Source organism: Caproiciproducens galactitolivorans (genome assembly GCF_029266045.1).
Classification (GTDB): Bacteria; Bacillota; Clostridia; order Oscillospirales; family Acutalibacteraceae; genus Caproiciproducens; species Caproiciproducens galactitolivorans.
Genome location: NZ_JAJUFJ010000013.1, coordinates 18,404 through 43,636, shown reverse-complemented (window position 1 = coordinate 43,636; position 25,233 = coordinate 18,404). Strand labels below are relative to the sequence as shown.

Below are 25,233 nucleotides of genomic sequence, written 5' to 3'. Positions count from 1 at the left end.
GTTTGCACTTATTTTTGGAAAAATATCTGATATCATCGGAAAACGAGAATTTTTCAGGCAGAAACGGTCATCTTTACCGTTGGATCCATGCTGTGCAACCTATCCGAGTTGCAATCTTGGCATTATTAGTGAGACTTATCCTGCCGAGAATCGAACAAAAGCGCTCAGCGGCGTTTTCTCGGCAGTGGTCTGGGAACGTTGGTCGGGCCGATTGTGGGTGGTGTTATTTAAATTATTTCAGTTGACAAGTCATCTTCCTGATTAACCTGCCGAAGTCTCGGGTCGCTGCGTTATCTAGGCGTGTTAATTGGGCTGACGCTTTCTACTTGTATCCTTTATGCCTTGATGTCTTATAAGGCAGGCTACCCGATGAAAAGTTTCCCGAATGACCAGCCGGATTTCTTTATTTACGAGCTACGCTATGTATTTATTGGTTCGTGTGTGATTTTGTGGGTGGCAACTTTCCTCATGTTAAGGCAACATATAAAATCCAAAAAACATCAGAGTACAATTATAAATTACAACTAAGCTCAAATGGGCTGAACTTCCAGTTCGAGGCAGTTTAGCCAATTCGGATACAAACGCCGATTGTGCGGTACATAAACCGTATAAATAAATTATTTATTAGGAGGAAGTTCTCATGGATAAAACGTACGAATTCTTAAAGAAAAGCGGTACTTACTATCTGGCAACCATGGATGGTGATCAGCCAAGAGTACGTCCTTTCGGCACGATACATCTTTTTGATGGAAAACTCTATATTCAAACCGGCAAAGTAAAAGACGTATCAAAGCAAATGCATATCAACCCAAAGGTTGAAATATGCGCATTTATGGACAGAAAGTGGATTCGGGTATCCGCTACTGTGGTAGAAGACCCGCGAACTGAGGCTCAAAAGAGTATGTTAGACGCGTATCCGTCACTTCAAGGAATGTACAAGGCGGGAGATGGCAATACAGAAGTCTGGTACTTAAAAGACGCTACATCGACTATTTCATCTTTTACTGAAGAACCAATCATTGAAAAATTCTAACTGACATAAAACAAATAGTTACTCCCCCGGTACTGATGGACTGTTCCCGATTGAACAGACAAAGAAATAAAATCCCTGTCGCAGAATAGCTCAGATTTAGGCGGTCTTGCTCCGTATTTCGGACGGAGTGAGGCCGTTTTTCATGTTAATACGCTCATAATTGTAAAATTGCACATATTCAGCTACTGCCTGTTCAACTTCAGGATAAGGTACAATAAGTTTCGCAAATTAAAAAAGGATAAAAAGGAGGACAGATTTACAGTCATTTGGTAGAATAAAGTTACCACACCAATACACCAAAAGGAGACTGTAAACATGTCCGAGAAAATTATACAGTTAAACGAAGAAATCATTAAGCAGGAACTGAAAGATTTGGTCAGGAATAGTGTGGAAGAAACCCTGAACGGCTTGCAAGACAAGGAGGCAGCGGAATTAACGAATGCTGCCAAGTATGAGCGTACAGAGAACCGACAGGGTTATCGTTCCGGTCACTACACCCGAAATCTTCAAACAACTTTCGGAGATGTAAGCCTTAAAGTACCAAAGCTCAAAGGGGTGCCATTTGAAACAGCGATTATCGAACGGTATCGCCGAAGAGAAAGCAGCGTAGAAGAAGCGCTGATAGAAATGTATCTGGCCGGTGTCTCTGTGCGGCGGGTAGAGGATATTACCGAAGCCCTTTGGGGGACGAAGGTGTCACCAGGCACCATCAGTGAACTGAATAAAAAAGCCTACGTACATATTGAAGAATGGCGAAACCGTCCCCTGAAGGGCGGCAAATATCCATACGTCTATGTTAGATGAAATCTATCTGAAACGCAACTGGGGCAGCGAATATGAGAATGTCTCCATCCTTATCGCAATCGCCGTAAATGAAGATGGATACCGTGAAGTCATCGGTGCCAGGGAAGGTATGAAAGAAGATAAATCCAGCTGGACAGAGTTCTTCAAATGGCTCAAAGGGCGTGGCTTGGACGGCGTAAAACTCATTGTCGGAGACAAATGTCTTGGTATGCTGGAATCGGTTGCCGAAGTGTTCCCGGAGGCTGAATATCAGCGCTGTACCGTTCATTTCTACCGCAATATCTTTTCCGTTGTCCCACGTTCAAAAATGAAGCTGGTTGCCAAAATGCTGAAAGCGATTCACGCTCAGGAAAGCAAAACGGCAGCCAGAGAAAAAGCTAAATCTGTTGTAGAAGATCTTAAAGCAATGAAGCTCAAGGAGGCCGCTAAGTATATTTTCTGGGCATAAAATTACCTCCTGTTGTACTTTCCATTCTACAACAGGAGGTCTCTTTTTTCACTATCTGTTTTCTGGGGGATAGTCCAGAATGACTGCGGGTTTGTTTATTTTTGTTCCGGAGCTTGCGTGATTCCGATCCGGTCCTTTTTCCAGCATTCGTAACATAATCCGATGTAGCTTTCGTTCCCTCCCAGCAGAACCTGTTCGCCTTCCCGGACAATTTTGCCGTTGCATATCCGGGCGTTCACTTCCGCTTTTTTGCCACAGGTGCAAACCGATTTGATTTCCGTTAAGGAATCCGCGATTTCAAACAACCGTTTGCTTCCCTCAAACATATGGGTTTGAAAATCGGTTTTTAACCCGAAACACAGGACGGGTACAAATTCTATCGCAATATCCTTTAGCTGATCAATTTGTTTGGCGGATAAAAACTGAGCTTCGTCTATAATCAAAACATCATATCTGTTTTTCAAATACCAGTCATAAATATTCATGTCCTTCTCGATTAATATTCCTTCGTCCTGTAAACCGATTCGTGATTTAACGACCGTTGTGCCGTCCCGATTATCGATGGAAGGCTTCATCAGCCCAACATGGTATCTTTTTTCCTCATAATTGAATTTTACCATCAATGCCTGCGCAGTTTTGCTGCTGGCCATAGCGCCGTATTTAAAATAGAGCTTTGGCAATATGATTCCCCCAATTTCAAAATCTTATAATAATAGATTATAATAGTATAGCATGGTTTAGCCCGTTCGAAAATACAAAGCCTTCTCGGTTCTAACTTCAAATCGCTGCATATATATAAACCGAAGGGGGCCAAATGATGAAAATTCTGATTTTGACGCGTAAGCGGATGCTGACGGTTCTCTGTTGCCTGCTTTGCGGTGTTCTGACAGTCTTTCTTGCCTTTCAAGGTATAGCGGCGCTGACGGCGTCGTCGAATCAGCGTATGATTCCGATTTATTGCGTGAAGACGGATGAAAAGAAAATCGCTCTCTCTTTCGACGCGGCTTGGGGAAATGATCTAACGCAGACCTTAATAGACATATTGCAGAGGTACAAGGTAAAAACAACCTTTTTCGTCGTCGGCGCGTGGGCTGAAAAATATCCCGAATCCGTAAAAGCGCTTACCGCGGCCGGCCATGAAGTCTGCAATCATTCAGATACCCATCCGCATATGCCGAAGCTTTCCCGGGACGAAATGGCGGCGCAGATCGGCAATTGTAATGATAAAATAAAAAAAGCATCCGGCGTAAGCCCAATTCTGTTCCGCCCCCCGTACGGGGACTATGATAACGCCTTAATGGAGACGGTAAAAGCAAAGAATATGTATTGCATACAGTGGGATGTCGACAGCCTTGACTGGAAAAATCCAGCGCCGAGCGCCATCGTAAGACGCATTACGTCGCAGGCTAAGCCCGGTTCCATCGTTTTATTCCATAATGGGGCGAAAAATACGCCGACGGCTTTGCCGGCTGTGATTGAAGCGCTGCAGGAACAAGGGTATCAGATTGTCCCGGTGTCGCAATTGATTTATAAAAACCATTACACAATCGACAATTCCGGAATGCAGATACCGGACGGAAATGCCGCGCGATAAACAGACTGGATTATAATAAAAACGACCTCCCGGTTGGATGGTTTTAAAATGCGTCCGGAAGGATAGTGTTTGAAAGCAGAGGATTTGCCATGTCATACATAACAAAACGTGCGCTTGAAGAATCCTTGAAAAGGATGCTTCGGAAAAAATCGCTGGATAAAATTACGATTGCCGATATTGCTGAGGATTGCGGGATTAGCCGCATGACCTTCTATTACCACTTTAAGGATATTCATGATTTGGTGGAATGGTGCTGTCTGGAGGACGCCGAAAAAGCGCTCGGCGACAAAAAGACTTATGATACCTGGCAGCAGGGCTTTCTGCAGATTTTTGAAGCGGTGATCGAAAACAGGCCGTTTATCATCAATGTGTACCGCTCAGTCAGCCGCGAGCAGGTGGAGCTATACCTTTACAAGCTCACTTACGATCTGATTATCGGTGTGGTAGAGGAAAAGGCGGTCGGAATGAAAGTCAGCGAGGAGGATAAGAAATTTATTGCTGATTTCTATAAATACGGGTTTGTCGGACTGCTGCTCGACTGGATTAAAAAGGATATGAGGGAAAACCCACGGCAGATTGTTGAAAGGTTGGATTTACTGATCCGCGGCAATATCACCTTGGCCTTGGATCGGTTCCGGAGCGACAAAATTAAACAAATCGACCCAAATGACTAAATTTCATACAATTTGCCCGCTATGATCAAAATTTGATCATAGCGGCATTTCTGTTTATTGAGTCTTTTCAACAGGTTGAAATATAATAAAGGCACAATCAAATTCAGAAAGGAAGTCCTGTGTATGTATTATTCCAGCGGAAATTACGAAGCATTCGCGCGGCCGGAAAAACCGGAAGGCGTCGATCGCAAATCGGCATATATTATCGGCTCCGGTCTTGCAGCGCTGGCGGCGGCCTGTTTCCTTGTACGCGACGGCCAAATGAATGGCAAGCGGGTACATATTCTGGAAAAAGACCCCATCCCCGGGGGTGCATGCGATGGCTATAAATACGACAACGTCGGTTACGTTATGCGCGGCGGACGTGAAATGGATAACCATTTTGAATGTATGTGGGACTTGTTCCGGTCGATTCCTTCGATTGAAACCGAAGGCGTCAGCGTGCTTGATGAATATTATTGGCTCAACAAACATGATCCCAACTATTCTTTGATGCGCGCCACGGTGAATCGCGGCGAAGACGCCCATACGGACGGCAAATTCGGCCTTTCCGACAAGGGTGCCATGGAAATCATGCACTTATTCTTCACACCGGACGAACAGCTCTATGATAAGCGGATTGAAGAAGTGTTTGACAACGAGGTTCTGAATTCAAACTTCTGGTTGTACTGGCGCACAATGTTTGCCTTTGAAAACTGGCACAGCGCGCTCGAAATGAAGCTTTACCTAAAGCGCTTCATCCACCACGTTGGAGGCCTGCCCGATTTTCGAGCGCTGCGCTTCACAAAATATAACCAGTATGAGTCCATGATTCTGCCGATGATCAAATACTTGGAAGCGCATGATGTCCAGTTCCACTATAAAGTTAAGGTACTTAACGTGATTTTTGATATCCAAAAGGAGAGGAAAATTGCCAAACGCATTGACGTGATCCGTGAAGGAGCGGAGGACGCGATTGATTTAACCGAGAACGACCTGGTTTTCATCACAAACGGAGGCTGCGTTGAAAATTCCTCCATCGGCAGTCAGAATGAACCCGCTTCTTTCGACTGGGAAATCCGCGAGGGCGGCGGATGGGATATGTGGCGAAAGATTGCGGCACAGGATTCGTCGTTCGGGAACCCGGACAAATTCTGCTCTAACCCCGAGCAGAGCAATTGGATGTCCGCTACCGTGACGACACTTGATGGCCGTATACCGCCGTATGTGCAGAAAATCTGCAAACGAGACCCGTTCTCCGGAAGGGTGGTTACGGGCGGCATCGTTACCGTGAAAGACTCTAATTGGCTCATGAGCTGGACCTTCAACCGCCAGCCGCAGTTCCACAGCCAGCCGAAGGATCAGCTTGTAGGCTGGATTTACGCCCTGTTCAGCGATAAACCCGGCAACTATATTAAAAAACCGATGCGCGATTGCACCGGTAAGGAAATCTGCATGGAATGGCTTTACCACATCGGCGTGCCGGAAAACGAGATTGAGGACATGGCGGAGCACAGCGCGAACACAGTACCGGTGATGATGCCTTATGTTACAGCCTTCTTCATGCCCAGAAGGAAGGGCGACCGGCCGGCGGTGGTTCCGGAAGGCAGCGTGAACTTTGCATTCCTGGGCCAGTTTGCCGAAACCGTGCGCGACACGATCTTTACCACGGAATACTCCATCCGCACCGGTATGGAAGCCGTTTACACACTGCTGAATATTGACCGCGGCGTGCCGGAGGTATGGGGCAGCACCTATGACGTGCGGGATCTGCTGAATGCAACCGTTCAGCTTCGTGACGGCAAAAAGCTGACCGATATGAACATGGGTATGGCGGAACGCATGAAGATAAAAGAGATCGGGAAGACGATCGCTGGAACCGATATTGAAAAGCTGCTGAAAAAATACGGCGTAATCTAATTACACCATTCCTTATCATCTCCTCAAAAATCAAACGATCCGGCAGGGTTACAGCAACTTGCCGGATCGTTTGGCGTTTTCGATCCGGAGCCCTAAATTTGGAATACGAAAACCTTTAATGTCTGTTCGGAAATAAGTTCGGGAAGTACGTTTGCTGAATACTCATAAGGCAGGAATGATTTCGGTTCAGTAAAGTTTAGGAGGAGCGGATAGGATGAATTATGATCCTGAGAAACTGGAGAGTATCACATTTGGCAGAGCTTTTCTGCACGGATACAATAAGAATCAGGTCGATGAAGTGATGACGAAGTGAGTCGGTGAACCCAGATGCTTTCTTGAAAAAGAGAATTCCAGAAAAGATGCGGAGTAAGAAAAACGGAGAACGGGACAAACTGTTCTCCGTTTTTTATTGTCAAACCGAAATAAACTACTGGCTTAGCCGGTGGAATCGTAGATGGCTTTAGCCGAACAAACACCCTGCTAAAATAAGATGAAGGTTTGGCCAACCACATCAAAAATAGCAGGGAGGTCTTCTCATGAAAGAGAAAAACATTAAAAGTTTAGAGCATACAACATGGAGATGTCAATATCATATCGTATTCGCACCAAAGTTCAGAAGGATGGCGATGTATGGTGAATAAAAAAAGATATTGGGTGGATATTGAGGAAGTTATGTGATGAAAAAGGAGTAGAAATTATTCAGGCAGAAACTTGTCAGATCATATTCATATGCTTGTAAACATACCGCCAAAGTAGGCATAAAAAATAGCCCTTTGAGGGGCGGCCTGAGAAAGTCGATACGTTGGTCAGACCTTTCAGGCGCCTCTTAAGAGGCTAGCCGGTATTATGCCCTTCTAGGGCTTACACAAGCCCCCGGCTTGCCGGGGGTTCTGACTGGTGCTTTTGCGGGTGAATTCAGCGCTTTCAATAAAGAGCAGGCCTTCCTGATATAATGACGGGTGGTAAGTCTCGGACAAGCGGAAGAGTTCCTCTGTGGCAGAAAAAACCATTAGTACATCTTTTCCTGTCGGTTTCGCTTCAATATAACTTTTCCTGCCTCATGGGATATTTTTAAGAGGAAAAGGCAACTATGATATTTGTGAAACTTCGGAAGGCAAGGTTGGAAATAAACCTTCGGTGAATGGAATATAGGAAACTAAGACGAATAGTACATTTTGTTTCCAAAAAAATTGAAGATACTTAGACTTTTTTTAGTCTATATTACCATATATACTTAAGGTGTAAGGGTGATCAACCATGAACAAACGAGTCAGCGATATCATGAACGATATTATCAGCAAAGGCGGTGATGGAGGAATTCCCTTTTTCGCTCAGAAATACCATGTTTCCGAGCGCACAATACGGAACGATCTTAAAACAATAAACGGAATTCTCTGTGACAACCGGTTACCTCCCTTTAATATCAGTTCAAACGGAGCCATCGTCTATTATGGCGAGAAAAAGCCCATTCTGAATCTGATTAAGCGGAATGATTTCTACGCCTATAAGCTCTCCAAAGAGGAGCGGAAAATTGCCTTTTCTCTGATTCTCCTCCTTTCGGACAACTTTGTAACCTTAACCAGCGTTGCCGAAGAGCTGTTTGTCAGCAGGACAACATTGATAAACGATCTTGATTCTGTAAAGCAGCTGCTTCGTTCCCGGAATTTGGAGGTGGAATCCCGCCCAAACAAAGGAATCCGCCTGCTTGGTTCAGAACGGGCGCGGAGACACTGTATTATTGATATCGCCCTTGCTAAGCTCGGTCTCTCCAGTAAACAGTATGGTCCTTTTTATAATATGATTCTGTCGCTAATTGACAGGAACGAGAGCGACAAACAAACCATTGAGCAGATCATCAAAACCGAAGAGAGAAAAAACGGTCTGCGCTTTACTGATACCGCCTTTGCCACTCTTGTTTACTGTTTAATCGTATCCATCGGCAGGATGAGTACCGGAAACTTTGCTGAGGAGAGAGAAGATCTTAAGGACGCCAACTATCCGCTAGCAAAGAATCTTCTCGCTTATACGACCGATTATTTTCATCTACCGCTTCGGAAATCGGAAATCCAGTTTCTGAGTGAAATTCTTAGGGAACTTTCCCCGGCTCGCAGGGGAGGCGCTCATGAAAGTTCTGTGGAAATTCAGGTGATTGCCACCAAATTTATCCGGAACATTTCGGAAAACCTCGGTATCGACCTGACGTCCGATTTTACCTTTTATAAAAACCTGGAAAATCATCTTCAGGCGACCCTGCGGAACCGGTTTGCCTCATTGCCTCAGAGCTCTGTAACAGAATTGATTGCCCAGAATTATTCGGATGTGATGAGGGTCACAAAAAAAGAAGCTGTGATACTGGAGGATTATATCCGCCATACCATCAGCGAAAATGAAATTTCATACTTGGCAATGCATATCTGCGCAGCCATAGAAAGAAAACGGGGAAGCCGGAAAAGGGCGAGAATTGCCGTAGCCTGCGGAGGAGGTGTTGGAACCTCCGAACTGCTGGTCGAACGCTTGCAGAAGCGTTTCAGTTTTGACATTGCCGCGGTAGTGGCAGCCCACAATGCAGATACATTGAAGGATGCCGGTATTGACTTTATCATCTCCACGGTGCCCGTTAAAAACTGCGGCATTGATTATATTCAGGTCAGTCCCTTCCTGGATGACGGGGATTACCTGAAAATCTGCAGATATTTAGATTCCAAGCATCCCGCAAGGACAACCGACCTTCCCGAGAAGCGACTTACTTCGGAGGGGCTGATGAAAAAGCTTCAACCCATACTTTCGGAACTGATTCCACAGGAGGACGCTACCGAAGCGATTATCCTGCGGGTCCGAAAAGCGGCCGCCGAATACTTTGGAGAACGTACGGAGCATGGGACAGCAATGCTTTGCCAGCTTCTCTCTCCGGATAAGATCCGGCTTGACGTCGAGTGCTGTTGCAGCGACGAAGCAATCCGGCAATCGGCGGACATTTTGCTAAAGCAGGGATATATCCTGCCGCAGTACATTGAAGCGATCTTTCAGAATATGAGAGAGAACGGTTCGTATTTTGTCCTTTCGCCGGGTTTTGCCGTTCCGCATGCTGGGCTTGGTAACGGCAGTCAAAAAATGGGAATGAGCCTTTTGCGGCTGAAGCACCCTGTTCCGTTTGGCAACGAGGAATTTGACCCCGTTGAGTTTGTCTGCTGCCTAAGCGCCGTGGATTCTGACAGCCATTTGAAGGCTTTTTTCAATCTTGTGAACCTGCTCCGAATGGACGAGTTCAAGGCAAAGCTTCACGTGGCGGCAACTCCGGATGTGGCGGCGGAAATTATACGGATCTACGAATCCCGCATTGCACAGTAACAACGAAAGAAGTTGAATTATTTGATTTGGAAAACATTGAAAAAGAAGCTGATAGTTACTAATTCTGAGGCGGAAAGCCGGGAGGAAATCTTCCAAACCCTCGGAAGTCTTTTGATTCGGGAAGGCTACTGCCGCGATACTTATATACAAGCGCTGAAGGACCGGGAAAGAGAATACCCCACCGGCCTTGATATGGGCGAAATTGGAGTGGCGATTCCCCATACGGACGCTTCACACGTGCTCAAATCCGCCATGGCGATCGCCGTTCTGAAAAAGCCCGTCTCCTTTGAGGTAATGGGCGGTGACGAAGGAGAAATCGTAAACGTTTCCCTAGTCGTCGCAATGGCCATCAGGGATACCGAGGCGCATCTGAATCAGGTACAGGCATTGCTGAAAATTTTACAGGACAATAGCATTCTCCGCGAGCTGATATCTGCAGAATCGCCGGAGGAAGTTATTCACATCATCAAAGGGAAGGAGGAAAAAACATGAAAAAGAAAGTGATTGTGGCCTGCGGAGGTGCTGTGGCAACCTCTACGGTTGCGGCAAACAAGGTTGTGGATCTTTGCAAGGAGAACGGTATTGACATTGAGATTATTCAATGCAGGATTTCTGAAATACGGTCTCATTTGGACGGGGTCTCCCTTATTGTGCCGACCTCGCGTCTGAAGCAGGATCTGGGCGTACCCGTCATCAGCGGGATGCCTTTCATTTCAGGAGTCGGAGAAGAGGAACTCAAGCAGAAAATCCTTGATGTCTTGAAAGGTTAACCAACTGGCCGGCCTCCTGAGCGAGGCCAACAAAATCGGAAGGAGAGAACATTATGGAATTTATCTTTGATGCGGTCAAGTGGTTTGTAGCTCTTGGAGCTTCCGCCATGCTGCCGATCGTTATTACCATTATTGGTCTGATTTTCGGCGTAAAATTTGGGAAAGCGATTCGTTCCGGTATTATCCTTGGTGTTGGATTCGTCGGAATTGGACTCATCGTAACCCTTATGAACGACAACCTCGGCCCTGCGGCGCAGGCAATGTCCACACGGTTTGGAATGTCCCTTCAGGTAATTGATATCGGTTGGCCGGGGATGTCCCCGCTGACCTGGGCTTCCAGCATAGCGATTGCCGCCATTCCGGTTGCAATTCTGCTGAACGTTGTCATGTTGCTGCTGAAGATGACCCATGTTGTCAACGTTGACATCTGGAATATCTGGCACTTTGCATTTACCGGCGCCCTTGTTCACCTTGCCACCGGAAACTATATGCTCGGCATCCTGGCCGTATGCATTCACGGTTTTCTCGCGTTTAAATTCGGCGACTGGTTTGCTCCCGTCATCGAAGATTATTTTGAACTCGAAGGCGTTTGTATTCCGCACGGTGACTCCGCGTTCATGGCGCCGTTTGCCGTACCGGTGGAGTGGGCGCTTGACAGGATACCCGGCATAAACAAAATCAACATTACGTCCGACATCATTCAGAAGAAATTCGGCGTTATCGGCGAGCCCATGATTATCGGCACGGTACTCGGCTGCCTGATCGGCGCTTTAGCCGGCTATGACGTGAAGGGTGCTTTGCAGCTCGGCGTGCAGATGGCCGCCGTCATGGTTCTGATGCCCAAGATGGTTAAGTGCATTATGGAAGGCTTAATGCCGATTTCTGAAGTTGCAAAAGAAAAGATGGCAAAACGCTTTCACGGAGCAAAATTCTACATTGGGCTTGACCCGGCCATCCTGCTGGGTGACTCACAGGTTGTTTCCGCAGGGTTGCTGTTTGTCCCTCTCACTATTCTAATCGCTATGATCGTTCCGGGCAACCGAATCCTTCCGTTTGGAGACCTTGCAACCATCGGGTTCTTCATTGCCATTGCGGTCGGAATCCATAAGGGAAATCTGTTCCGCACCTTGATTTCCGGCTCGATTATCATGTTTATTACCATCTGGATCGCCAATCAGGTCATCCCGCTCACGACTGCCCTTGCCAAAGCGGCAAATTCCAATCTGCTGAACAAGAGCTCTGAAATTGTCGCTCTGGACCAAGGCGGCTGCCCGATAACCTACATCTTAACCCAAGCTTTCCACACCACGAACGTTCCCGGTCTGATCGCGATCGGAGCCCTGTATATTTTCTGCATCGCTTTTACATATGTTCAGTACCGCAAGAAAATGAACGCGAAGAAAGAAGCGGATTCGCAGAATTAAAAAAGAGAGGTTATATCTCAGCATTTACGGTTTAAGGAGAGAAGTCCTGTATGGTTTCACAAAAAGTAACAATTAGCAATCCAACCGGCCTGCACGCCAGGCCGGCCTCCCAGTTCTGCAAATTCCTGAAAAAATTCAAAAGCAAGGTGTTCCTAATTACAGACACCGGCAAAGCGGATTGCGCGAGCATTATTAATCTTCTGAGTATGGCAATTAAACAGGGAACTACCGTTGAACTGCAGGTTTCCGGAGAAGATGAAAAAACGGCTCTGCCGGAAATTGTCGAATTTTTGAAAAGCCTGAAAGAGTGAATGGCTGCGGTTTCGCGCATCAGCCGGAATTCCGCCTTGTTCAGGAGAGTGAGAAATAAAAATGGAAATTATCCAAATTTCGAAAACTGCTTCCGCAGGAATTGCAACCGGAAAAGCCTTCTTCTATAAACCAGTAAGCCTAAAAGCCTCCGCCGGTCTGATCGGGTGCGATCAGACTGGCGCCGAGCTTGATCGCTACCGACGTGCGGAAGAGAAAGTTAAAAAGGAAATCAGCGTTCTCGCAGAGAACTCTGAAATTTTTCAAGTTCATCTGGATCTTGTGGAAGATCCGGCCCTTCAGGACAGCATAGTCAAAAAAATTATTGAAGAACATAAAAATGCCGAACTTGCGCTGGAAGAAACGTCGGCGGAAATACAGGAAACATTTCAAAGCATTGACGACGACTTCTTTCGGGAGCGCGCTGTCGACATCAAAGATGTCTGCCGGAGAATCATGCTGGCTCTTAAAGGTTTGGAAGAAGATAGTCTCGCGGGGATTCGCGGGAAAACGGTTCTTTTTGCCGATCAGCTTACCCCGTCCGATACAGCAAATATGGACCTGCAATCCGTGACCGGTTTTGTTACACGAACCGGCGGTGAAAACAGCCATGTGGCGATTATGGCGCGCGGCATGAATCTGCCCGCGCTGGTAGGCGTCGGCAGCGCAATGGATGAGGTAAAAGCGGGCGACGACGTGATCGTCGACGCGCTGGACGGACGGATTGTCATTTCCCCCGATGAGGAAACAATTCGGAAGTATTCCCGCCGGGAAAAAGAGTACCGGCAGCGTCTTGAAATGCTGAAGCAAACAAACGACCTTCCCCCGGAAACGGCAGACGGCTTCAGGGTCCGCCTATACGCAAACGCGGGGAATCTCGAGGATATAAAGAAAGCAACGGCCGAAGGCGCCGAGGGCATCGGCCTGCTACGCAGCGAATTTCTCTATATGGAAAGCGACCATCTCCCCACGGAAGAAGAACAGTTCGTTGCGTACAAATGCGCCGCCGAACTGTGCGGGGGCGAAGTGATTATCCGCACCCTCGACATCGGTGGGGATAAAGCCCTACCTTATTTCCAGATGGAAACAGAAGAAAACCCCTTTCTCGGCTGGCGGGCCATCCGTATCTTACTGGAGCAAAGAGATATTTTTCGAACACAGCTTCTTGCCATCCTGCGTGCCAGCGCGTTTGGAAAAATCAGCATTATGTATCCGATGATTATTTCGGTTGGCGAGTTGGAGGAAGCAAACGCCGTTCTCTCGGAATGTAAAGCGGAACTTACCCGCCGTGGCATTGCCTTTGATCCAGACATCAAAACCGGAATTATGGTGGAAACGCCCGCCGCCGTGCTCTGCGCTGACGATCTGGCTCATTATGCCGATTTTTTCAGCATCGGCACAAACGACCTTACACAGTACATGCTTGCAGTAGACCGCGGGAATAAGAAAACGGCACAGCTGTATGATTCCTTTCACCCCGCTGTCATCCGAAGCATCCGAAGCGTCATAGAGGCGGGGCATCGTCACGGCATTCCGGTTGGCATGTGCGGGGAATTCGCAGGAAATGCGGATGCCGTTCCCTTGCTGCTGGGCTTTGGACTGGACGAATTCAGCATGTCGCCTTCGCGGATTCCCGAAATCCGCTATCTCATCCGCGCCAGCCGCCGCGACGAGGCGCAGTCGTTTTCCGAGCGCGTTTGCCGGTGTGTTTTCCCGAAAGAGGTTCGCAGGCTTTTAAAAGAAAGGAAATGATTTATGCCACTAACAACATCGAAACAAATGCTCCTTGACGCACAGAAAGGCGGCTATGCTGTCGGTGCGTTCAATGCGGAAAATATGGAAATGGTACAGGCGATTATTGCCGCCGCTGAAGAGCTTCGCGCGCCGGTCATGATTCAGACAACCCCCGGTACGATAAAGTACGCCGGTGTCGACCTTTATTACGCAAACGTAAGCGCGGCTGCGAAGAATGCCTCTGTCCCTGTCGCCATTCACCTTGATCACGGCAACAGCTATGAACTTGCCGTTCAGGCACTGCGTGCTGGTTACACGTCCATTATGATCGACGGTTCCCAAGAGGTTCTTGAGAAAAATATCGCGATTACAAAATACGTCGTTTCTGCCTGCGCCCCCTGTGGGGTCCCTGTGGAAGGCGAACTCGGTAAGGTTGGCGGAAAGGAAGACGATACCGAAGACTCCGGTGTCAACTATACCGATCCGGAGCAAGCCGTACGCTTTGTTGCGGAAACCGGCGTTTCCTCCCTGGCCGTCGGGGTCGGTACGGCGCACGGGATTTACCAAACGAAGCCAGTTCTGAATGTAGAGCTGATTGCCGAACTGCGTAAAGTCCTCGCCGTTCCGATGGTGCTGCACGGCGCCTCCGGCCTGACGGACAAAGATATACGAAACTGCGTGAGTTGCGGCATCTGCAAGGTGAATTTTGCGACGGAGCTGCGCATTGCGTTCAGCGATGCCGTAAAAGAGTATCTGCACCAGAACCCCGCCGTGTTTGACCCTAAAAAATACGGAGCAAAGGCGCGTGAGGCCGTCAAGAAGCAGGTCATGGAACGCATGAAGATCTGTGGCTGCGATGGAAAAGTTTAAGAAAGCAAAGGAGATACTGCAATCATGAAAGCGGCTGTTTTACATAATCAGGAAGATCTTCGTTATGAAAAGATTGAAACCCCGAAAGCCGGGGAAGGCGAAGTGATTATCCATGTGAAGGCAACGGGAATCTGTGGTTCCGATATTCCGCGTGTAAACGCGTGTGCGGCGCACTATTACCCCATCGTGCTGGGACATGAATTTTCCGGTATTGTTTCAGAAGTTGGAAAAGGTGTGGAAAATATCAAAGTCGGCGAACATGTTACTGCCGCCCCGCTGGTTCCATGCATGAAATGTGACGATTGCCAAAAAGGGAATTTTTCCCTATGCAAGCACTATAAATTTATCGGTTCAAGCCTGTTCGGCAGCTTCGCGGACTTTGTGAAGGTGCCTGCAAGGAATGTCGTCAAATTTGACGCCTCCGTTCCTTTTGAGGAAGGCGCGTTTTTTGAACCCGCCACAGTCGGACTGCACGGCGTAAAATGCGCCGGGTTCCACGGTGGGAAAGACGTCGCAATTCTGGGCGGCGGTACGGTTGGATTGTTCACCATGCAATGGGCAAAAATTTTTGGTGCGCGCAGGGCTGTCGTTTTCGATATCAGCGATTCAAGGCTCGCGCTTGCGAAAAACCTCGGGGCAGATGTGGTGATTAATACTAATGATCAAGATTTTATGGAACAGATCAGGGAAATGACCGGCGGCAAGGGCTTCCCGTTTGTCTTTGAAACGGCCGGGCAGAACGCCACCATGAACATCGCGTTCGATATTGCCTCCAACAAAGCGAGTGTTTGCTTTATTGGCACATCCAGCATAGACATTTTATTCCCTTGGCGCAAATTCGAGCTGATGAACCGCAAGGAATTCCGTCTGACCGGTTCCTGGATGAGCTACAGCGCGCCGTTCCCAGGGGATGAATGGATCATAGCGGCAGAATGCTTCAGCAATGGCAAACTGAAATACGACCCGAAGCTGATCTACAAGCGTTTCCCGATGAGCGAAGCCGCACAGGCGTTCAAGCTTTTTAAAATTCCAGGCGAAGTCAAAGGGAAGATCATGCTGATCAACGAAGACTGAACCCGTATTATCAGGAGTAAAACATGATTCTGACAGTTACGTTAAACGCCTCGGTCGACAAGATGTATATGGTCGACGAGGTAAAACTGAATTCCGTAATGCGCGTTCGGCAGGCCATTCCTACAGCGGGTGGAAAAGGGCTGAACGTTTCCCGCGTAGCCGCCGCTTTCGGCGAAAAAGTGCTGGCGACCGGTTTTCTCGGCGGCTTTTCCGGAGAATACATTCAATCGTTGCTCGAAAAGGATGGAATTGCATCCGACTTTGTAAAAATTGAAGGCGAAACACGGTCCTGCATCAATGTGGTTGACCTTGCGACGGGAAAGCACACGGAGTTTCTGGAACCTGGCGCAAAAGTTTCCGGGGCCGAACAGCAGGCATTTCTGGAGCGCTATAAAAAGTACCTGCCCCTTTGCAGCGTGACGGTGCTTTCAGGAAGCCTTCCGCAGGGAGTTTCCGCCGAGTACTACGGAACGCTCATCTCACTTGCCAAAGAACAGGGGAAAAAAGTAATTCTCGATACCAGCGGCGAACCGCTAAAACAGAGCCTGGTGTTTCGCCCGACCCTGATCAAGCCAAATGCGGATGAAATCCGGCAACTTTGCGACCTTCCCGATGTTTCACTCGAAAGCCTGCAGCGCGCGGCTTTCGTGCTTAATCGTAGGGGGATTGCGAACGTTATCATTTCGCTGGGCGAAAAGGGCTCTTTGGCGGCGTGCGAGGAAGGAATTTTCCTGTGTGATTCGCCATGTGTTGATGTGGTGAACACCGTGGGCTGCGGCGACAGTATGGTTGCCGGATTCGCCGTCGGCCTTGCGCGCGGATATTCTTTTGAGGATACCCTCCGTATCGGCGTTGCGGCGGCCGCCGCCAACGCCCCCACAAAAACGACGGGCCGCCTCCGACCCGCAGATCTGCAGCAGCTGCGTCCCCTTGTCAATATCCGGCGCCTGGACGATATCTAGCGGGGAAGCTTTCCCGTGGGCACTATTAAGTAAAAATGAAAAGATAGGTAAAGTATCCTGCAAAAAAGCACAAAATTTCATGAAGAAGCTAAAGAAAACAAGTTTTTGACATTGGGATTGTAATTAGCTCCAGCGACTTGAGCGGGAGTTAAGCCACCAAGACCTTGGTGCGGACGAATGAAATTAAAGAAGAATATAAAAACGGCAATGGTAGGCATTGGCAGATTCAAATGAAATGAAACCCACGCTTAGTTTTGTACCAGGCCTTAAAGCGGTTGTTGAAGGACTCAATGAGATTGTTTGAAATATCATCCTTAAAGCTCTCTACACGGATATGCTTAGCGTTTGGGAAATAGCATTCGGCAGGAACCTTGTAGGCATTGTAACGGTTACTGACAATGGATGTGGGGTTGCCCATGCGTGCAACATGGCTGAATAAGGAATGAGCCTGAGGCGAGGAACGATACGGTGACAGATGAAACCCCAGCACAAAACGAGTCTCGCTGTCAATAATAAACCAAATGTAATGCTTCTTGCACCAATTAGCAACAGTAACATGAGAAAGCTTAATGTTATAAAGCTGAGAAAAGCATGGGCGAGATATTCCTTGTAGAGCTTTTGCCGATAAAGAACTGATGCAAAACAGTAATGATTAAAAATGGAGAATGGCGCATGCGCTTAAGGTTTGTTTTACCAAGCAAGGAAGAAACAGAGGGCAGAAAAGAAGCTGTCAGCTTGGGTGCAAAAAACGAGTGATTGCACTTTTTATCAGAACAGGGAAAGTTCGAGTAATCATGATAATCATGATGTAAAAAGGATGATTTTCCCGCACATGGGGCAAGGAGGATATTTTTTATTCTTGTTTTAGGCTTAAAATCAGGTGCAAACTGGTGTTTGGCAAACAAGGCAACGATACTTTTGGTTACCAAATTTGTCTTTGCCAAACTTATGAAAGTAGTGATTATTGTTGCATTTCGAGCATTTTACGGTTATAATTTTCTGCATGAGGCATTGTCCTTTCAGTACTGTGTTTTTTTAGCAGAAACATTATACTATTGAAAGGCTCGATGCCTCAATTTTCATTTAACTTAACAATACGACCAACTATAAAAAGTCAACCCCTCAGTAAAAAAATCTTGATTTTTTACTAAGGAGTTAAAAGAAAAAAGGGCAACACAAAAAAGCCTGACGGAGCAGGCCGAAAAACGGATACGATTTTTACGAATTTCTGATTTCGAAAGGCCGGTCTTCCTTAAGAACTGAATAGATGATATAACAGAGCTTGCGTGCCACCGCTACGACGCTGGTTTCGTGATGCTCGCCTTCCGTAAGCTTTTTGCGGTAAAAAGCGGATAGAACGGGGTCCGGGCTTTTGCCGACTGCGGCGACCAACGCAGCCTGATAAAGCGCCCGCCTCAAATACGGAGAACCGCGCTTGCTCACATGGTTGTTTGATGCCTCAAATTCGCCGGATTGGTTAACGGCGGAATCGATTCCTGCAAAAACAACAAGCTTCGAAGCGTAGTCAAACTTGCCGATATCACCGATTTCCCCAAAAATGACCGCACCAAGCTTTTTCCCGATGCCGGGAACGGTGGTTATCGGCGAACTCAGCTTGTCCATAATTGCGCAGATTTCAGCCTCGGTGTCCTTCACCTGCGACTCTATGTACTTGATTTGTTCAATCAGCATACGGAGCTGGAAGGCAAAACTGTCGCGGCAGAAGGTTACGCCAAAGGAAGATGCGGCGGCGCGGCTGAGCTTCTCCGCTTTCTCAAAGCCAATCTTCCTGCGGCTCAGATCAGCCAGCAGCTCGGCGAGTGTTTCGGCGGAAACCTCCTCCAATTCCGCAGGGCTGCCAAACTGAAGCAGGATTTCCTTTGAGGTTTTTCCGAAAACATCGACAAAAACGCTTTGATATTCCGGAAATACCTGATCAAGCACGCAGATAATCTTGCGCTTAAGATCTCCGATGGAATCAACCAGGTAGCTACGGAATCTCGTCAGGTTCTTGAGCGAAAAAATAGCCTCTTCCGGCAACCGCGCCTCAATGAAATCGCCGTAGCGCACAAACTCGGCGATCAGCATCGAGCCTATGACGTCGGTTTTGCGTTTCCTGATCTCTACGCCCTTGCGCCATCCGTCCATCTGGATGGGGTTGATTACATGGATTTTGCAGCCCTTGTCATGAAGGTATGAATATACCGGCAGCCAGTAATGACCGGTCGCTTCCAGACCAATCTCAAGCTCGTCCTTATGGACGTTGTGGGCCTCCAGCTTTGCAAACAGGCTCTCCGCGCCTTCCGTGGCGTTCGAAAAGGAAAAAGCGCGGAACACCGGTTTCCCGTCCTCGCCTATCATGCTGGCTACATGGTTGTTTTTGCCTATATCTATTCCAAGATAATTCATGGCGGCGTCCTTCGTTTTTGTATTTGGGCGAGTGTTTTCCTCTTTACCGCTAAGTGCCGCAGCCTTGTGGGAGATACGAGACCGGAGCGTTGCTCCGCGACATCCAACTTATTCGCGGCCTGCTTACCGGAAGAGGCGTCAGGCTTTCAATCACGAGCCCACGGCCCAAGGGAGGCACACGACGCCATTCTTTCCCAGACTGCCATTATCTCCCATAATGGCCAAGCTTTCAAGGGTTATGGGTACCCTTTAAAACCCAAATACATTATACAAGGAGGATGGTATATGAAAAGGCTGGCAATATTTGACGTGGATGGAACTTTGAATCAAACAGAGCTTTACGCCGTAAAGGCATACCGAAAGACACTTCTGGACTTGGGGCGCCCCGATGTGTCCGACGCAGAGATCATCGCGCTGATTGGCCTTTCTCCCCAAGAGATTGAAAAAAGGCTTCTGGATGGGTGCAGTCCGGAGATCTGTCGCGCGTATTCCCGTCAAATCGTCCGGAACGAATCCGATCTGATGAAAAAATACGGAAAGGCATTCGATGGAACGGCAAAAATGCTGCAGGACCTGCGGAATTTGGGCATTCTGACGGCTGTGTGCTCCAATGCTACCCAGGCGCACATCGAAGATGTGCTTGACGCAATTCATCTGACCGGCCTGATCGATTTGATTCAGCCGCTGGAGGGCAACGGAACCAAGGCGGATTCGCTGTGCCGCCTGCTCGAAAAAGTCCGGCCGGACGCCGCCTGCATGGTTGGCGACCGTCGGTTTGACAGCGACGCCGCACGGCAGAACGGGATTCCGTTTGTAGGCTGCCTTTACGGATACGGACGCGCGGAGGTCGCCGGCGCTGATTTTACGGCAAATTCCCCGCACGACGTTCTGCGGTGTGTCCTCCAGCTGCTTGTCTCCGGCTTTCATCAAGAATAAAGGCGTAAAAAAAGCCATGCGGCGATTCGATGACCGTACTTCCTAAAATCGTCGTGAATATCCAAGGCATGGTAAAGCCGCTCCTCCACACTGTACGGGTTGGAGGGATCCTTCTGTGTAAAAGATTCAAGCATGAAGAAAAAGCCGCCAAAGCGCCGTTATGTGTGGACTGTTCCCGATTGAACAGACAAAGGAATAAAAACCCTGTCGCAGAATAGTTCAGTAGACTATCCCCCAGAAAACAGACAGTAAAAAAAGAGACCTCCTGTTGTAGAATGGAAAGTACAACAGGAGGTAATTTTATGCCCAGAAAATATACAAAATTAGAAATGTTAAGCGAGGTATTCCGTCGAAAGGTAGCTGGAGAAACGAACCGAGAAATAGGAGAAAGCTATGGACTAACAAAATATCAAATCAAACAGTTTGGACAGCCGCCAACATCGGAAGGCGCGCTTGATTGCCAACGGGTATAAACCTCTTCCTAAAGGCAGGCCACGAAAAAACATAGCGGACGAAAAAACACGTTATAACAACGAATTGGCTGAATTGCGGATGAAAGTAGAATTACTGCAAAATTTTCTATCCGAAGTTGGAAGGAAGTGAAGCTAAAATATCGTGTCATTGAACGGTTCCGTGGTAAATATAACATTGAGGCCATGTGTAATGCGCTTGAGGTTTCCCGCAGTGGCTACTATGCTTGGCGAAACCGACAAACAAAAGCAGCGAAGGATCAATGGTTAACGGATTTGATACTGGATTGTCAACAGCGCTGCAAACAAACCTACGGTTGCCGCCGAGTGCGCCGTTGGATTCAGCGGCAGACCGGAAAGAACGTCAACTTAAAAGCCATTCTGCGCATCATGCGAAGTATGACTTGCTTTCACAAATACGTCGGCGTCATTACAAACAAGCAGTACATAAATATCCAAATCTGTTGCAGAGAATATTTGAGCAATCCTTGCCCAATCATTTCTGGGTTACCGATATTACCTACATTCCTACTGTAAAAGGAATGTTGTATCTATGTGCGGTAGTAAACCTGTGTGGCAAAATGGTTTTGGCCTATCGTATCGGTGTAATGATATGACTGCCTCACTAGTGACTGATACCATCCGAGCCGAGACGCCTTACAAAAAGAGAAAGTCGCTGATGGACTTACTCTCCACAGCGACCAAGGATCTCAATACACCTCTCAAGCATACTTTGACCTGAGTCAAGAGTACCTTCAGTCATCCATGTCCAGCCCCGGTTGTCCATATGACAATGCAGCTATGGAAAATTTCTTTGGTGCGCTAAAAACGGAATGTTTATACCGTACCAAGTTTTCCAGTCGCGCTGAAGTAACAGGCAGTAGCTGAATATGTGCAATTTTACAATTATGACGTATTAACATGAAAAACGGCCTCACTCCGTCCGAAATACGGAGCAAGGCCGCCTAAATCTGAGCTATTCTGCGACAAGGCTTTTATCCCTTTGTCTGTTCAATCGGGTACAGTCCATTCATTCATTGGCTGCGGGTTTCTCTTTGGATTTATTTCAAGGCTTAATTTGCAAGTGCATCCGTTTGCTCGGCATGGCCGGTATACGTTGGCACTAACTCGTGGACAATCTCCATCATTTTCACATTATCGACACCGGCAACCTTTCTAAGCTGCTCAATCTGGCTGATAAAGGTTTCTTCATTAAAGGGGATCGGGGTGCCGATGTAAATCAGCTCATGGCTTGTTTTCTGGCATCCTCCTTCGCTGTCCAAAAGCAGCTCTTCATACAGCTTTTCACCGGGACGGAGACCTGTATACACGATTTTGATGTCAATATCCGGCTGCAAACCGGAAAGGCGAATCAAATTGCGCGCCAAATCAACGATTTTTACAGGCTGCCCCATATCTAAAACAAAGATTTCCCCGCCGTGCGCCATTCCGCCCGCCTGAATAACCAGCCGGGCTGCCTCGGGAATGGTCATAAAATAACGGATGATATCCGGATGTGTTACGGTAACCGGGCCGCCGTTCGCAATCTGCTTTTTAAAAAGCGGAATCACGCTGCCGTTGCTGCCAAGCACGTTGCCGAAGCGGACAGCCACGTAATCCGTTTTGCTGTGTCGGCTGTAATACTGAATAATCAATTCGCATATGCGCTTGGTCGCACCCATAATATTGGTCGGGTTGACCGCTTTGTCCGTAGAAATCAGCACCATGCGCTTTACGCCAAATTTATCGCACATCTCCGCGACATTGAGCGTACCAAAAACATTATTTTTCACCGCTTCGCCCGGGCTGAGCTCCATCAACGGCACATGCTTGTGCGCCGCCGCGTGGAAAACAACGTCCGGCCTGCAAACAGAAAAAATATGCTCGATTCTGGCTTTGTCGCGGACGGAGCCGATCAGGACTTCCAGATTCAAATGCTTAAAGCGCATCAAAAGTTCATTCTGCAAATCATAAGCATTGTTTTCATAAATATCAAATATGATCAGTTTTTTCGGATTAAAGTAAGCTATCTGGCGGCAAAGCTCGCTGCCGATCGATCCGCCGCCGCCCGTCACCAGTACGGTCTTGTTTTTGAGGTATCCGCTAATTTCTTCTGTATTCAAATGGATCTCGTCCCTGCCCAACAGGTCGATAATATCCACATCGCGTATTTTAAGCGGATCGGCGCTGTCCTCAATGATTTCATAAAGCGCGGGGATGGTTTTCAGCTGGCAGCCTGTTTTTGCACAGATATTCAGGATAGCCTGCTTTTCCTCTTTTTTTGCTGACGCGATTGCCAGGAGGATTTGGTCGATATTATACCGAGCCGCCATTTTTGGGATACTTTCCCGGCCGCCCACGACCTTTACGCCATGAATCCGCGTCCCTCTTTTCCGCCGGTCGTCGTCAATTGCGATAACCGGAATCCCCTTGCTTTCCGGCGCGTTTTTCATATCCTTGATAACCATGGAACCCATTTCCCCCGCGCCGATAACCATAACGCGGTGGAACTCTTCAGGATCCTGCTTGTTAATCTGGCTTTTCCGCTTCATCCGCCGAACCAAACGGAAGCTGAACCGCGACGCGCCGACCAGAAAAATGGCAATTACCCAAGCCATAATGTAAACGCCCCACGGGAAACGCCGGACATGCAGGATTTGCCAGGATATCTGCTGGGAAAAAGTAAAACCTGTAATTGTAACAATCAGAGCGGCAAAGGTTGTCCCATAAAAGATTAGCAAAAGCTCGTCCAGGCTTGCGAATTGCCACATTGTTGAATAAAAACGGAATAAAAAAAAGCTGATGATATAAATACCGATTATCCAGGGCATCCATGCTCTAAAAGACTCTAAATCATAGTCTCTGGGAAAAATCTGGCCATCATAACGCAAAATAAAGGCAATCCAATAGCTGAAAAACACACAGAGAATATCTATTATAATTTGTATGAAAGAATTTCCAAATGTTGCTTTTCGATTCTTCATGTGAATATACTCCTACCAAAAGAAATTTAACCGGTTTAGTATAACACAAACCTATTACGAAAGAAAGAGCGAAATTATGAAGAATTGATTAACTACATAACCTCTTACAAATTTCTCTCAATTTTTTTGTCAATTTTAACTGGTGGCCCGCTCAAAATATAAGTAACATCCGCAAGAATTTCCGCTTCCTGTTTATCATGTGTTACCAGTATTTTCAGCGCATCATTGGTTCTCTGTTTAATGAGAGAGATCATTTGCTCCTTGCTTTCGGGATCAAGCCCCCGGAAAGGCTCGTCCAGCAGAAAGAGATCTCCGCCGTACGCAAGCACGCGGGCAATCGCCACACGGCGCTTCATGCCGCCGCTAAGCTGTGCGGGCAGTTTGTCTTCCTCTCCTTCCAAGCCCACAAGCCGCATCCAAATTCTCGCCTCTTCCCGGTTTTGTATTTCATTGCCCCGAAGAACGGCTGCAATATTTTCCGCCGCGGAAATCCAAGGCAAAAGCCGGTTTTCCTGAAAGAGGTACGCTATTTTTCGTTTTTCCACCCCGGCAATCACGCCGGAATCATAGGGCTCCAGGCCCGCTATGCAATTTAAGAGCGTCGTTTTTCCGCACCCAGAAGGGCCGTAAAGGCAGACTGTCCCCTTTTCCGGCAGGGTTAAGGAAAAATGATCAAATATGTTTTTGTCATTATATGTTTTCGTAAGGTTGATGATTTCCAATTTACACTTTCCCATCATTGCTCAACATTATATTTTTGTCCCATCGTTTTCATAAAACGGACCATCAGCCATTCCAAAAGCACACTCATGGCAACAACTACAACCGTCCACGCAAACAGGCTGTCGGTTTCAATGTAAATTTTCGAATTGTATATCTGACCGCCGACCGATAAAGGGGTATTTGCCAGCACTTCCGCGGCGATGCCCGCTTTCCACGCAAGGCCCAGCCCCGTTGTGCAGGCAGCCGTAAAATACGGCATAATGGAGGGAATATACACGCGCCGAACCGTCTTTACCGTGCCGAACCGGTAAGCAGCGGCCATTTGCAGCAGATTTTCATCCGTCTTCTCAATTCCCTGAAACACGTTTGCCCACACAATCGGCGTGACCATCAAAAAAGAGGTAAAGGCCGGCACATGGGCGGAAGGAATCCAGACCAGCGCGAGGATGATAAAGGAAGCGACCGGCGTAGCCTTAATGATGCTGATTACCGGATGAAAAATATCATACAACATGCTGGAAACGCATGTGCAAATCGCCAATAGGCTTCCCGTAAAAATTCCGAGAAGAAAGCCCTCCAAAATACGGGTCATGGAAAAGAATGCGGTCAACCAAAAAGTGCTCTCCTTGGAAAGAGCAATGAGTTTTTGCAAAACATGAACAGGAGATACAATGAGTATCTCCTGCCGAACTGCGAAATAAATCAGCTGCCATACACAAAGCCAAAATACGGCGGCAAACAGCTTCCTTATTGTTTTGTACCGGAACA

23 protein-coding genes and 3 pseudogenes are annotated in these 25,233 nt (G+C 47.6%); 19 read left to right on the top strand and 7 right to left on the bottom strand.

Annotated elements, in window-relative coordinates; translation table 11 throughout:
* Positions 1-640 precede the first annotated feature (640 nt).
* Complete coding sequence (locus P9B68_RS09775; protein WP_135660828.1) at positions 641-1,033, top strand: pyridoxamine 5'-phosphate oxidase family protein; 393 nt, start codon at positions 641-643, stop codon at positions 1,031-1,033.
* 96 nt (positions 1,034-1,129) lie between these two features.
* On the opposite strand, the gene P9B68_RS11740 is transcribed toward P9B68_RS09775, so the two are convergent.
* Entirely contained in the window at positions 1,130-1,249 is a 120-nt protein-coding gene (locus P9B68_RS11740) for an IS3 family transposase (RefSeq protein WP_135660841.1), read from the bottom strand.
* 99 nt (positions 1,250-1,348) lie between these two features.
* On the opposite strand from P9B68_RS11740, the pseudogene P9B68_RS09770 reads away from it, so the two are divergent.
* A pseudogene (locus P9B68_RS09770) lies at positions 1,349-2,267 on the top strand (IS256 family transposase); the annotation flags it as partial.
* A 113-nt stretch (positions 2,268-2,380) separates the two neighbouring features.
* Here the strand turns inward: P9B68_RS09770 and P9B68_RS09765 are convergent.
* Entirely contained in the window at positions 2,381-2,965 is a 585-nt protein-coding gene (locus P9B68_RS09765) for a thymidine kinase (protein WP_135661109.1), read from the bottom strand.
* 137 nt (positions 2,966-3,102) lie between these two features.
* Here P9B68_RS09765 and P9B68_RS09760 point away from each other — a divergent pair, with 137 nt between their 5' ends.
* The 13 genes and pseudogenes from P9B68_RS09760 (at position 3,103) to pfkB (ending at position 16,943) form a co-directional block, all read left to right on the top strand.
* On the top strand, positions 3,103-3,879 hold the full coding sequence (locus tag P9B68_RS09760) for a polysaccharide deacetylase family protein (RefSeq protein ID WP_135661107.1): 777 nt from the start codon (positions 3,103-3,105) through the stop codon (positions 3,877-3,879).
* Between the two features lie 89 nt (positions 3,880-3,968).
* Positions 3,969-4,553, top strand: coding sequence for a TetR/AcrR family transcriptional regulator (locus tag P9B68_RS09755; protein WP_135661105.1), 585 nt, complete (start codon positions 3,969-3,971; stop codon positions 4,551-4,553).
* Positions 4,554-4,676: 123 nt separating this feature from the next.
* Positions 4,677-6,452 (top strand): oleate hydratase, encoded by a 1,776-nt coding sequence (locus P9B68_RS09750; protein WP_135661103.1) that lies wholly within the window; start codon positions 4,677-4,679, stop codon positions 6,450-6,452.
* 536 nt (positions 6,453-6,988) lie between these two features.
* Positions 6,989-7,205, top strand: a pseudogene (gene tnpA, locus P9B68_RS09745) (IS200/IS605 family transposase); the annotation flags it as partial.
* A 504-nt stretch (positions 7,206-7,709) separates the two neighbouring features.
* Positions 7,710-9,800: a BglG family transcription antiterminator gene (locus tag P9B68_RS09740; RefSeq protein WP_277668942.1), complete on the top strand. Its 2,091-nt coding sequence runs from the start codon at positions 7,710-7,712 to the stop codon at positions 9,798-9,800.
* A 21-nt stretch (positions 9,801-9,821) separates the two neighbouring features.
* Positions 9,822-10,292 carry a PTS sugar transporter subunit IIA gene (locus P9B68_RS09735; protein ID WP_277668941.1) on the top strand — a complete coding sequence of 157 codons (471 nt, stop codon included), beginning with the start codon at positions 9,822-9,824 and terminating at the stop codon, positions 10,290-10,292.
* Positions 10,289-10,570, top strand: coding sequence for a PTS galactitol transporter subunit IIB (gene gatB, locus P9B68_RS09730; RefSeq protein WP_135661098.1), 282 nt, complete (start codon positions 10,289-10,291; stop codon positions 10,568-10,570). The genes P9B68_RS09735 and gatB overlap by 4 nt, the downstream gene beginning before the upstream one ends.
* A gap of 53 nt (positions 10,571-10,623) precedes the next feature.
* On the top strand, positions 10,624-11,994 hold the full coding sequence (locus P9B68_RS09725; protein ID WP_135661096.1) for a PTS galactitol transporter subunit IIC: 1,371 nt from the start codon (positions 10,624-10,626) through the stop codon (positions 11,992-11,994).
* Positions 11,995-12,044: 50 nt separating this feature from the next.
* Positions 12,045-12,305 carry an HPr family phosphocarrier protein gene (locus tag P9B68_RS09720; protein WP_135661094.1) on the top strand — a complete coding sequence of 87 codons (261 nt, stop codon included), beginning with the start codon at positions 12,045-12,047 and terminating at the stop codon, positions 12,303-12,305.
* A gap of 61 nt (positions 12,306-12,366) precedes the next feature.
* Entirely contained in the window at positions 12,367-14,055 is a 1,689-nt protein-coding gene (gene ptsP / locus P9B68_RS09715) for a phosphoenolpyruvate--protein phosphotransferase (protein ID WP_277668940.1), read from the top strand.
* A 3-nt stretch (positions 14,056-14,058) separates the two neighbouring features.
* Entirely contained in the window at positions 14,059-14,907 is an 849-nt protein-coding gene (locus P9B68_RS09710) for a class II fructose-bisphosphate aldolase (protein WP_277668939.1), read from the top strand.
* 24 nt (positions 14,908-14,931) lie between these two features.
* Positions 14,932-15,981 (top strand): galactitol-1-phosphate 5-dehydrogenase, encoded by a 1,050-nt coding sequence (locus P9B68_RS09705; RefSeq protein WP_135661088.1) that lies wholly within the window; start codon positions 14,932-14,934, stop codon positions 15,979-15,981.
* A 23-nt stretch (positions 15,982-16,004) separates the two neighbouring features.
* The gene (pfkB, locus tag P9B68_RS09700) at positions 16,005-16,943 is read left to right on the top strand and encodes a 1-phosphofructokinase (protein WP_277668938.1); all 939 of its coding nucleotides are present in this window, start codon (positions 16,005-16,007) and stop codon (positions 16,941-16,943) included.
* A 77-nt stretch (positions 16,944-17,020) separates the two neighbouring features.
* On the opposite strand, the pseudogene P9B68_RS09695 reads toward pfkB, so the two are convergent.
* Together P9B68_RS09695 and P9B68_RS09690 are read right to left on the bottom strand one after the other, a co-directional pair.
* Positions 17,021-17,948: pseudogene (locus P9B68_RS09695) on the bottom strand (IS6 family transposase).
* Positions 17,949-18,161: 213 nt separating this feature from the next.
* Positions 18,162-19,352 carry an IS110 family RNA-guided transposase gene (locus P9B68_RS09690; protein WP_277668937.1) on the bottom strand — a complete coding sequence of 397 codons (1,191 nt, stop codon included), beginning with the start codon at positions 19,350-19,352 and terminating at the stop codon, positions 18,162-18,164.
* Between the two features lie 285 nt (positions 19,353-19,637).
* Here P9B68_RS09690 and P9B68_RS09685 point away from each other — a divergent pair, with 285 nt between their 5' ends.
* The 4 genes from P9B68_RS09685 to P9B68_RS11735 all read left to right on the top strand — a co-directional run bounded on the left by P9B68_RS09685 (position 19,638) and on the right by P9B68_RS11735 (position 21,646).
* On the top strand, positions 19,638-20,288 hold the full coding sequence (locus P9B68_RS09685) for an HAD family hydrolase (protein ID WP_167875236.1): 651 nt from the start codon (positions 19,638-19,640) through the stop codon (positions 20,286-20,288).
* Positions 20,289-20,590: 302 nt separating this feature from the next.
* The gene (locus P9B68_RS09680) at positions 20,591-20,761 is read left to right on the top strand and encodes a hypothetical protein (protein WP_207669585.1); all 171 of its coding nucleotides are present in this window, start codon (positions 20,591-20,593) and stop codon (positions 20,759-20,761) included.
* A gap of 183 nt (positions 20,762-20,944) precedes the next feature.
* Positions 20,945-21,295: an IS3 family transposase gene (locus tag P9B68_RS09675; protein WP_407932297.1), complete on the top strand. Its 351-nt coding sequence runs from the start codon at positions 20,945-20,947 to the stop codon at positions 21,293-21,295.
* A gap of 228 nt (positions 21,296-21,523) precedes the next feature.
* Positions 21,524-21,646, top strand: a complete 123-nt coding sequence (locus tag P9B68_RS11735) for an integrase core domain-containing protein (protein ID WP_407932293.1) — start codon at positions 21,524-21,526, stop codon at positions 21,644-21,646.
* A gap of 185 nt (positions 21,647-21,831) precedes the next feature.
* On the opposite strand, the gene P9B68_RS09670 is transcribed toward P9B68_RS11735, so the two are convergent.
* From P9B68_RS09670 to P9B68_RS09660, 3 genes are all read right to left on the bottom strand, one after another.
* Positions 21,832-23,499 (bottom strand): polysaccharide biosynthesis protein, encoded by a 1,668-nt coding sequence (locus P9B68_RS09670; RefSeq protein ID WP_330566996.1) that lies wholly within the window; start codon positions 23,497-23,499, stop codon positions 21,832-21,834.
* Positions 23,500-23,846: 347 nt separating this feature from the next.
* Positions 23,847-24,464: an ABC transporter ATP-binding protein gene (locus P9B68_RS09665; RefSeq protein WP_277668935.1), complete on the bottom strand. Its 618-nt coding sequence runs from the start codon at positions 24,462-24,464 to the stop codon at positions 23,847-23,849.
* A 14-nt stretch (positions 24,465-24,478) separates the two neighbouring features.
* A complete protein-coding gene (locus P9B68_RS09660) occupies positions 24,479-25,075 on the bottom strand; it encodes an ABC transporter permease (protein ID WP_243113034.1) in 597 nt (198 codons plus the stop codon).
* Between the last annotated feature and the right edge of the window lie 158 nt (positions 25,076-25,233).

Coding starts and splice junctions, on each gene's coding strand:
- P9B68_RS09775 (WP_135660828.1), top strand. CDS start 641: ATGGATAAAACGTACGAATTCTTAAAGAAAAGCGGTACTTACTATCTG.
- P9B68_RS09760 (WP_135661107.1), top strand. CDS start 3,103: ATGAAAATTCTGATTTTGACGCGTAAGCGGATGCTGACGGTTCTCTGT.
- P9B68_RS09755 (WP_135661105.1), top strand. CDS start 3,969: ATGTCATACATAACAAAACGTGCGCTTGAAGAATCCTTGAAAAGGATG.
- P9B68_RS09750 (WP_135661103.1), top strand. CDS start 4,677: ATGTATTATTCCAGCGGAAATTACGAAGCATTCGCGCGGCCGGAAAAA.
- P9B68_RS09740 (WP_277668942.1), top strand. CDS start 7,710: ATGAACAAACGAGTCAGCGATATCATGAACGATATTATCAGCAAAGGC.
- gatB (WP_135661098.1), top strand. CDS start 10,289: ATGAAAAAGAAAGTGATTGTGGCCTGCGGAGGTGCTGTGGCAACCTCT.
- P9B68_RS09725 (WP_135661096.1), top strand. CDS start 10,624: ATGGAATTTATCTTTGATGCGGTCAAGTGGTTTGTAGCTCTTGGAGCT.
- P9B68_RS09720 (WP_135661094.1), top strand. CDS start 12,045: ATGGTTTCACAAAAAGTAACAATTAGCAATCCAACCGGCCTGCACGCC.
- ptsP (WP_277668940.1), top strand. CDS start 12,367: ATGGAAATTATCCAAATTTCGAAAACTGCTTCCGCAGGAATTGCAACC.
- P9B68_RS09710 (WP_277668939.1), top strand. CDS start 14,059: ATGCCACTAACAACATCGAAACAAATGCTCCTTGACGCACAGAAAGGC.
- P9B68_RS09705 (WP_135661088.1), top strand. CDS start 14,932: ATGAAAGCGGCTGTTTTACATAATCAGGAAGATCTTCGTTATGAAAAG.
- pfkB (WP_277668938.1), top strand. CDS start 16,005: ATGATTCTGACAGTTACGTTAAACGCCTCGGTCGACAAGATGTATATG.
- P9B68_RS09690 (WP_277668937.1), bottom strand. CDS start 19,352: ATGAATTATCTTGGAATAGATATAGGCAAAAACAACCATGTAGCCAGC.
- P9B68_RS09685 (WP_167875236.1), top strand. CDS start 19,638: ATGAAAAGGCTGGCAATATTTGACGTGGATGGAACTTTGAATCAAACA.
- P9B68_RS09680 (WP_207669585.1), top strand. CDS start 20,591: ATGCCCAGAAAATATACAAAATTAGAAATGTTAAGCGAGGTATTCCGT.
- P9B68_RS09675 (WP_407932297.1), top strand. CDS start 20,945: ATGTGTAATGCGCTTGAGGTTTCCCGCAGTGGCTACTATGCTTGGCGA.
- P9B68_RS11735 (WP_407932293.1), top strand. CDS start 21,524: ATGTCCAGCCCCGGTTGTCCATATGACAATGCAGCTATGGAAAATTTC.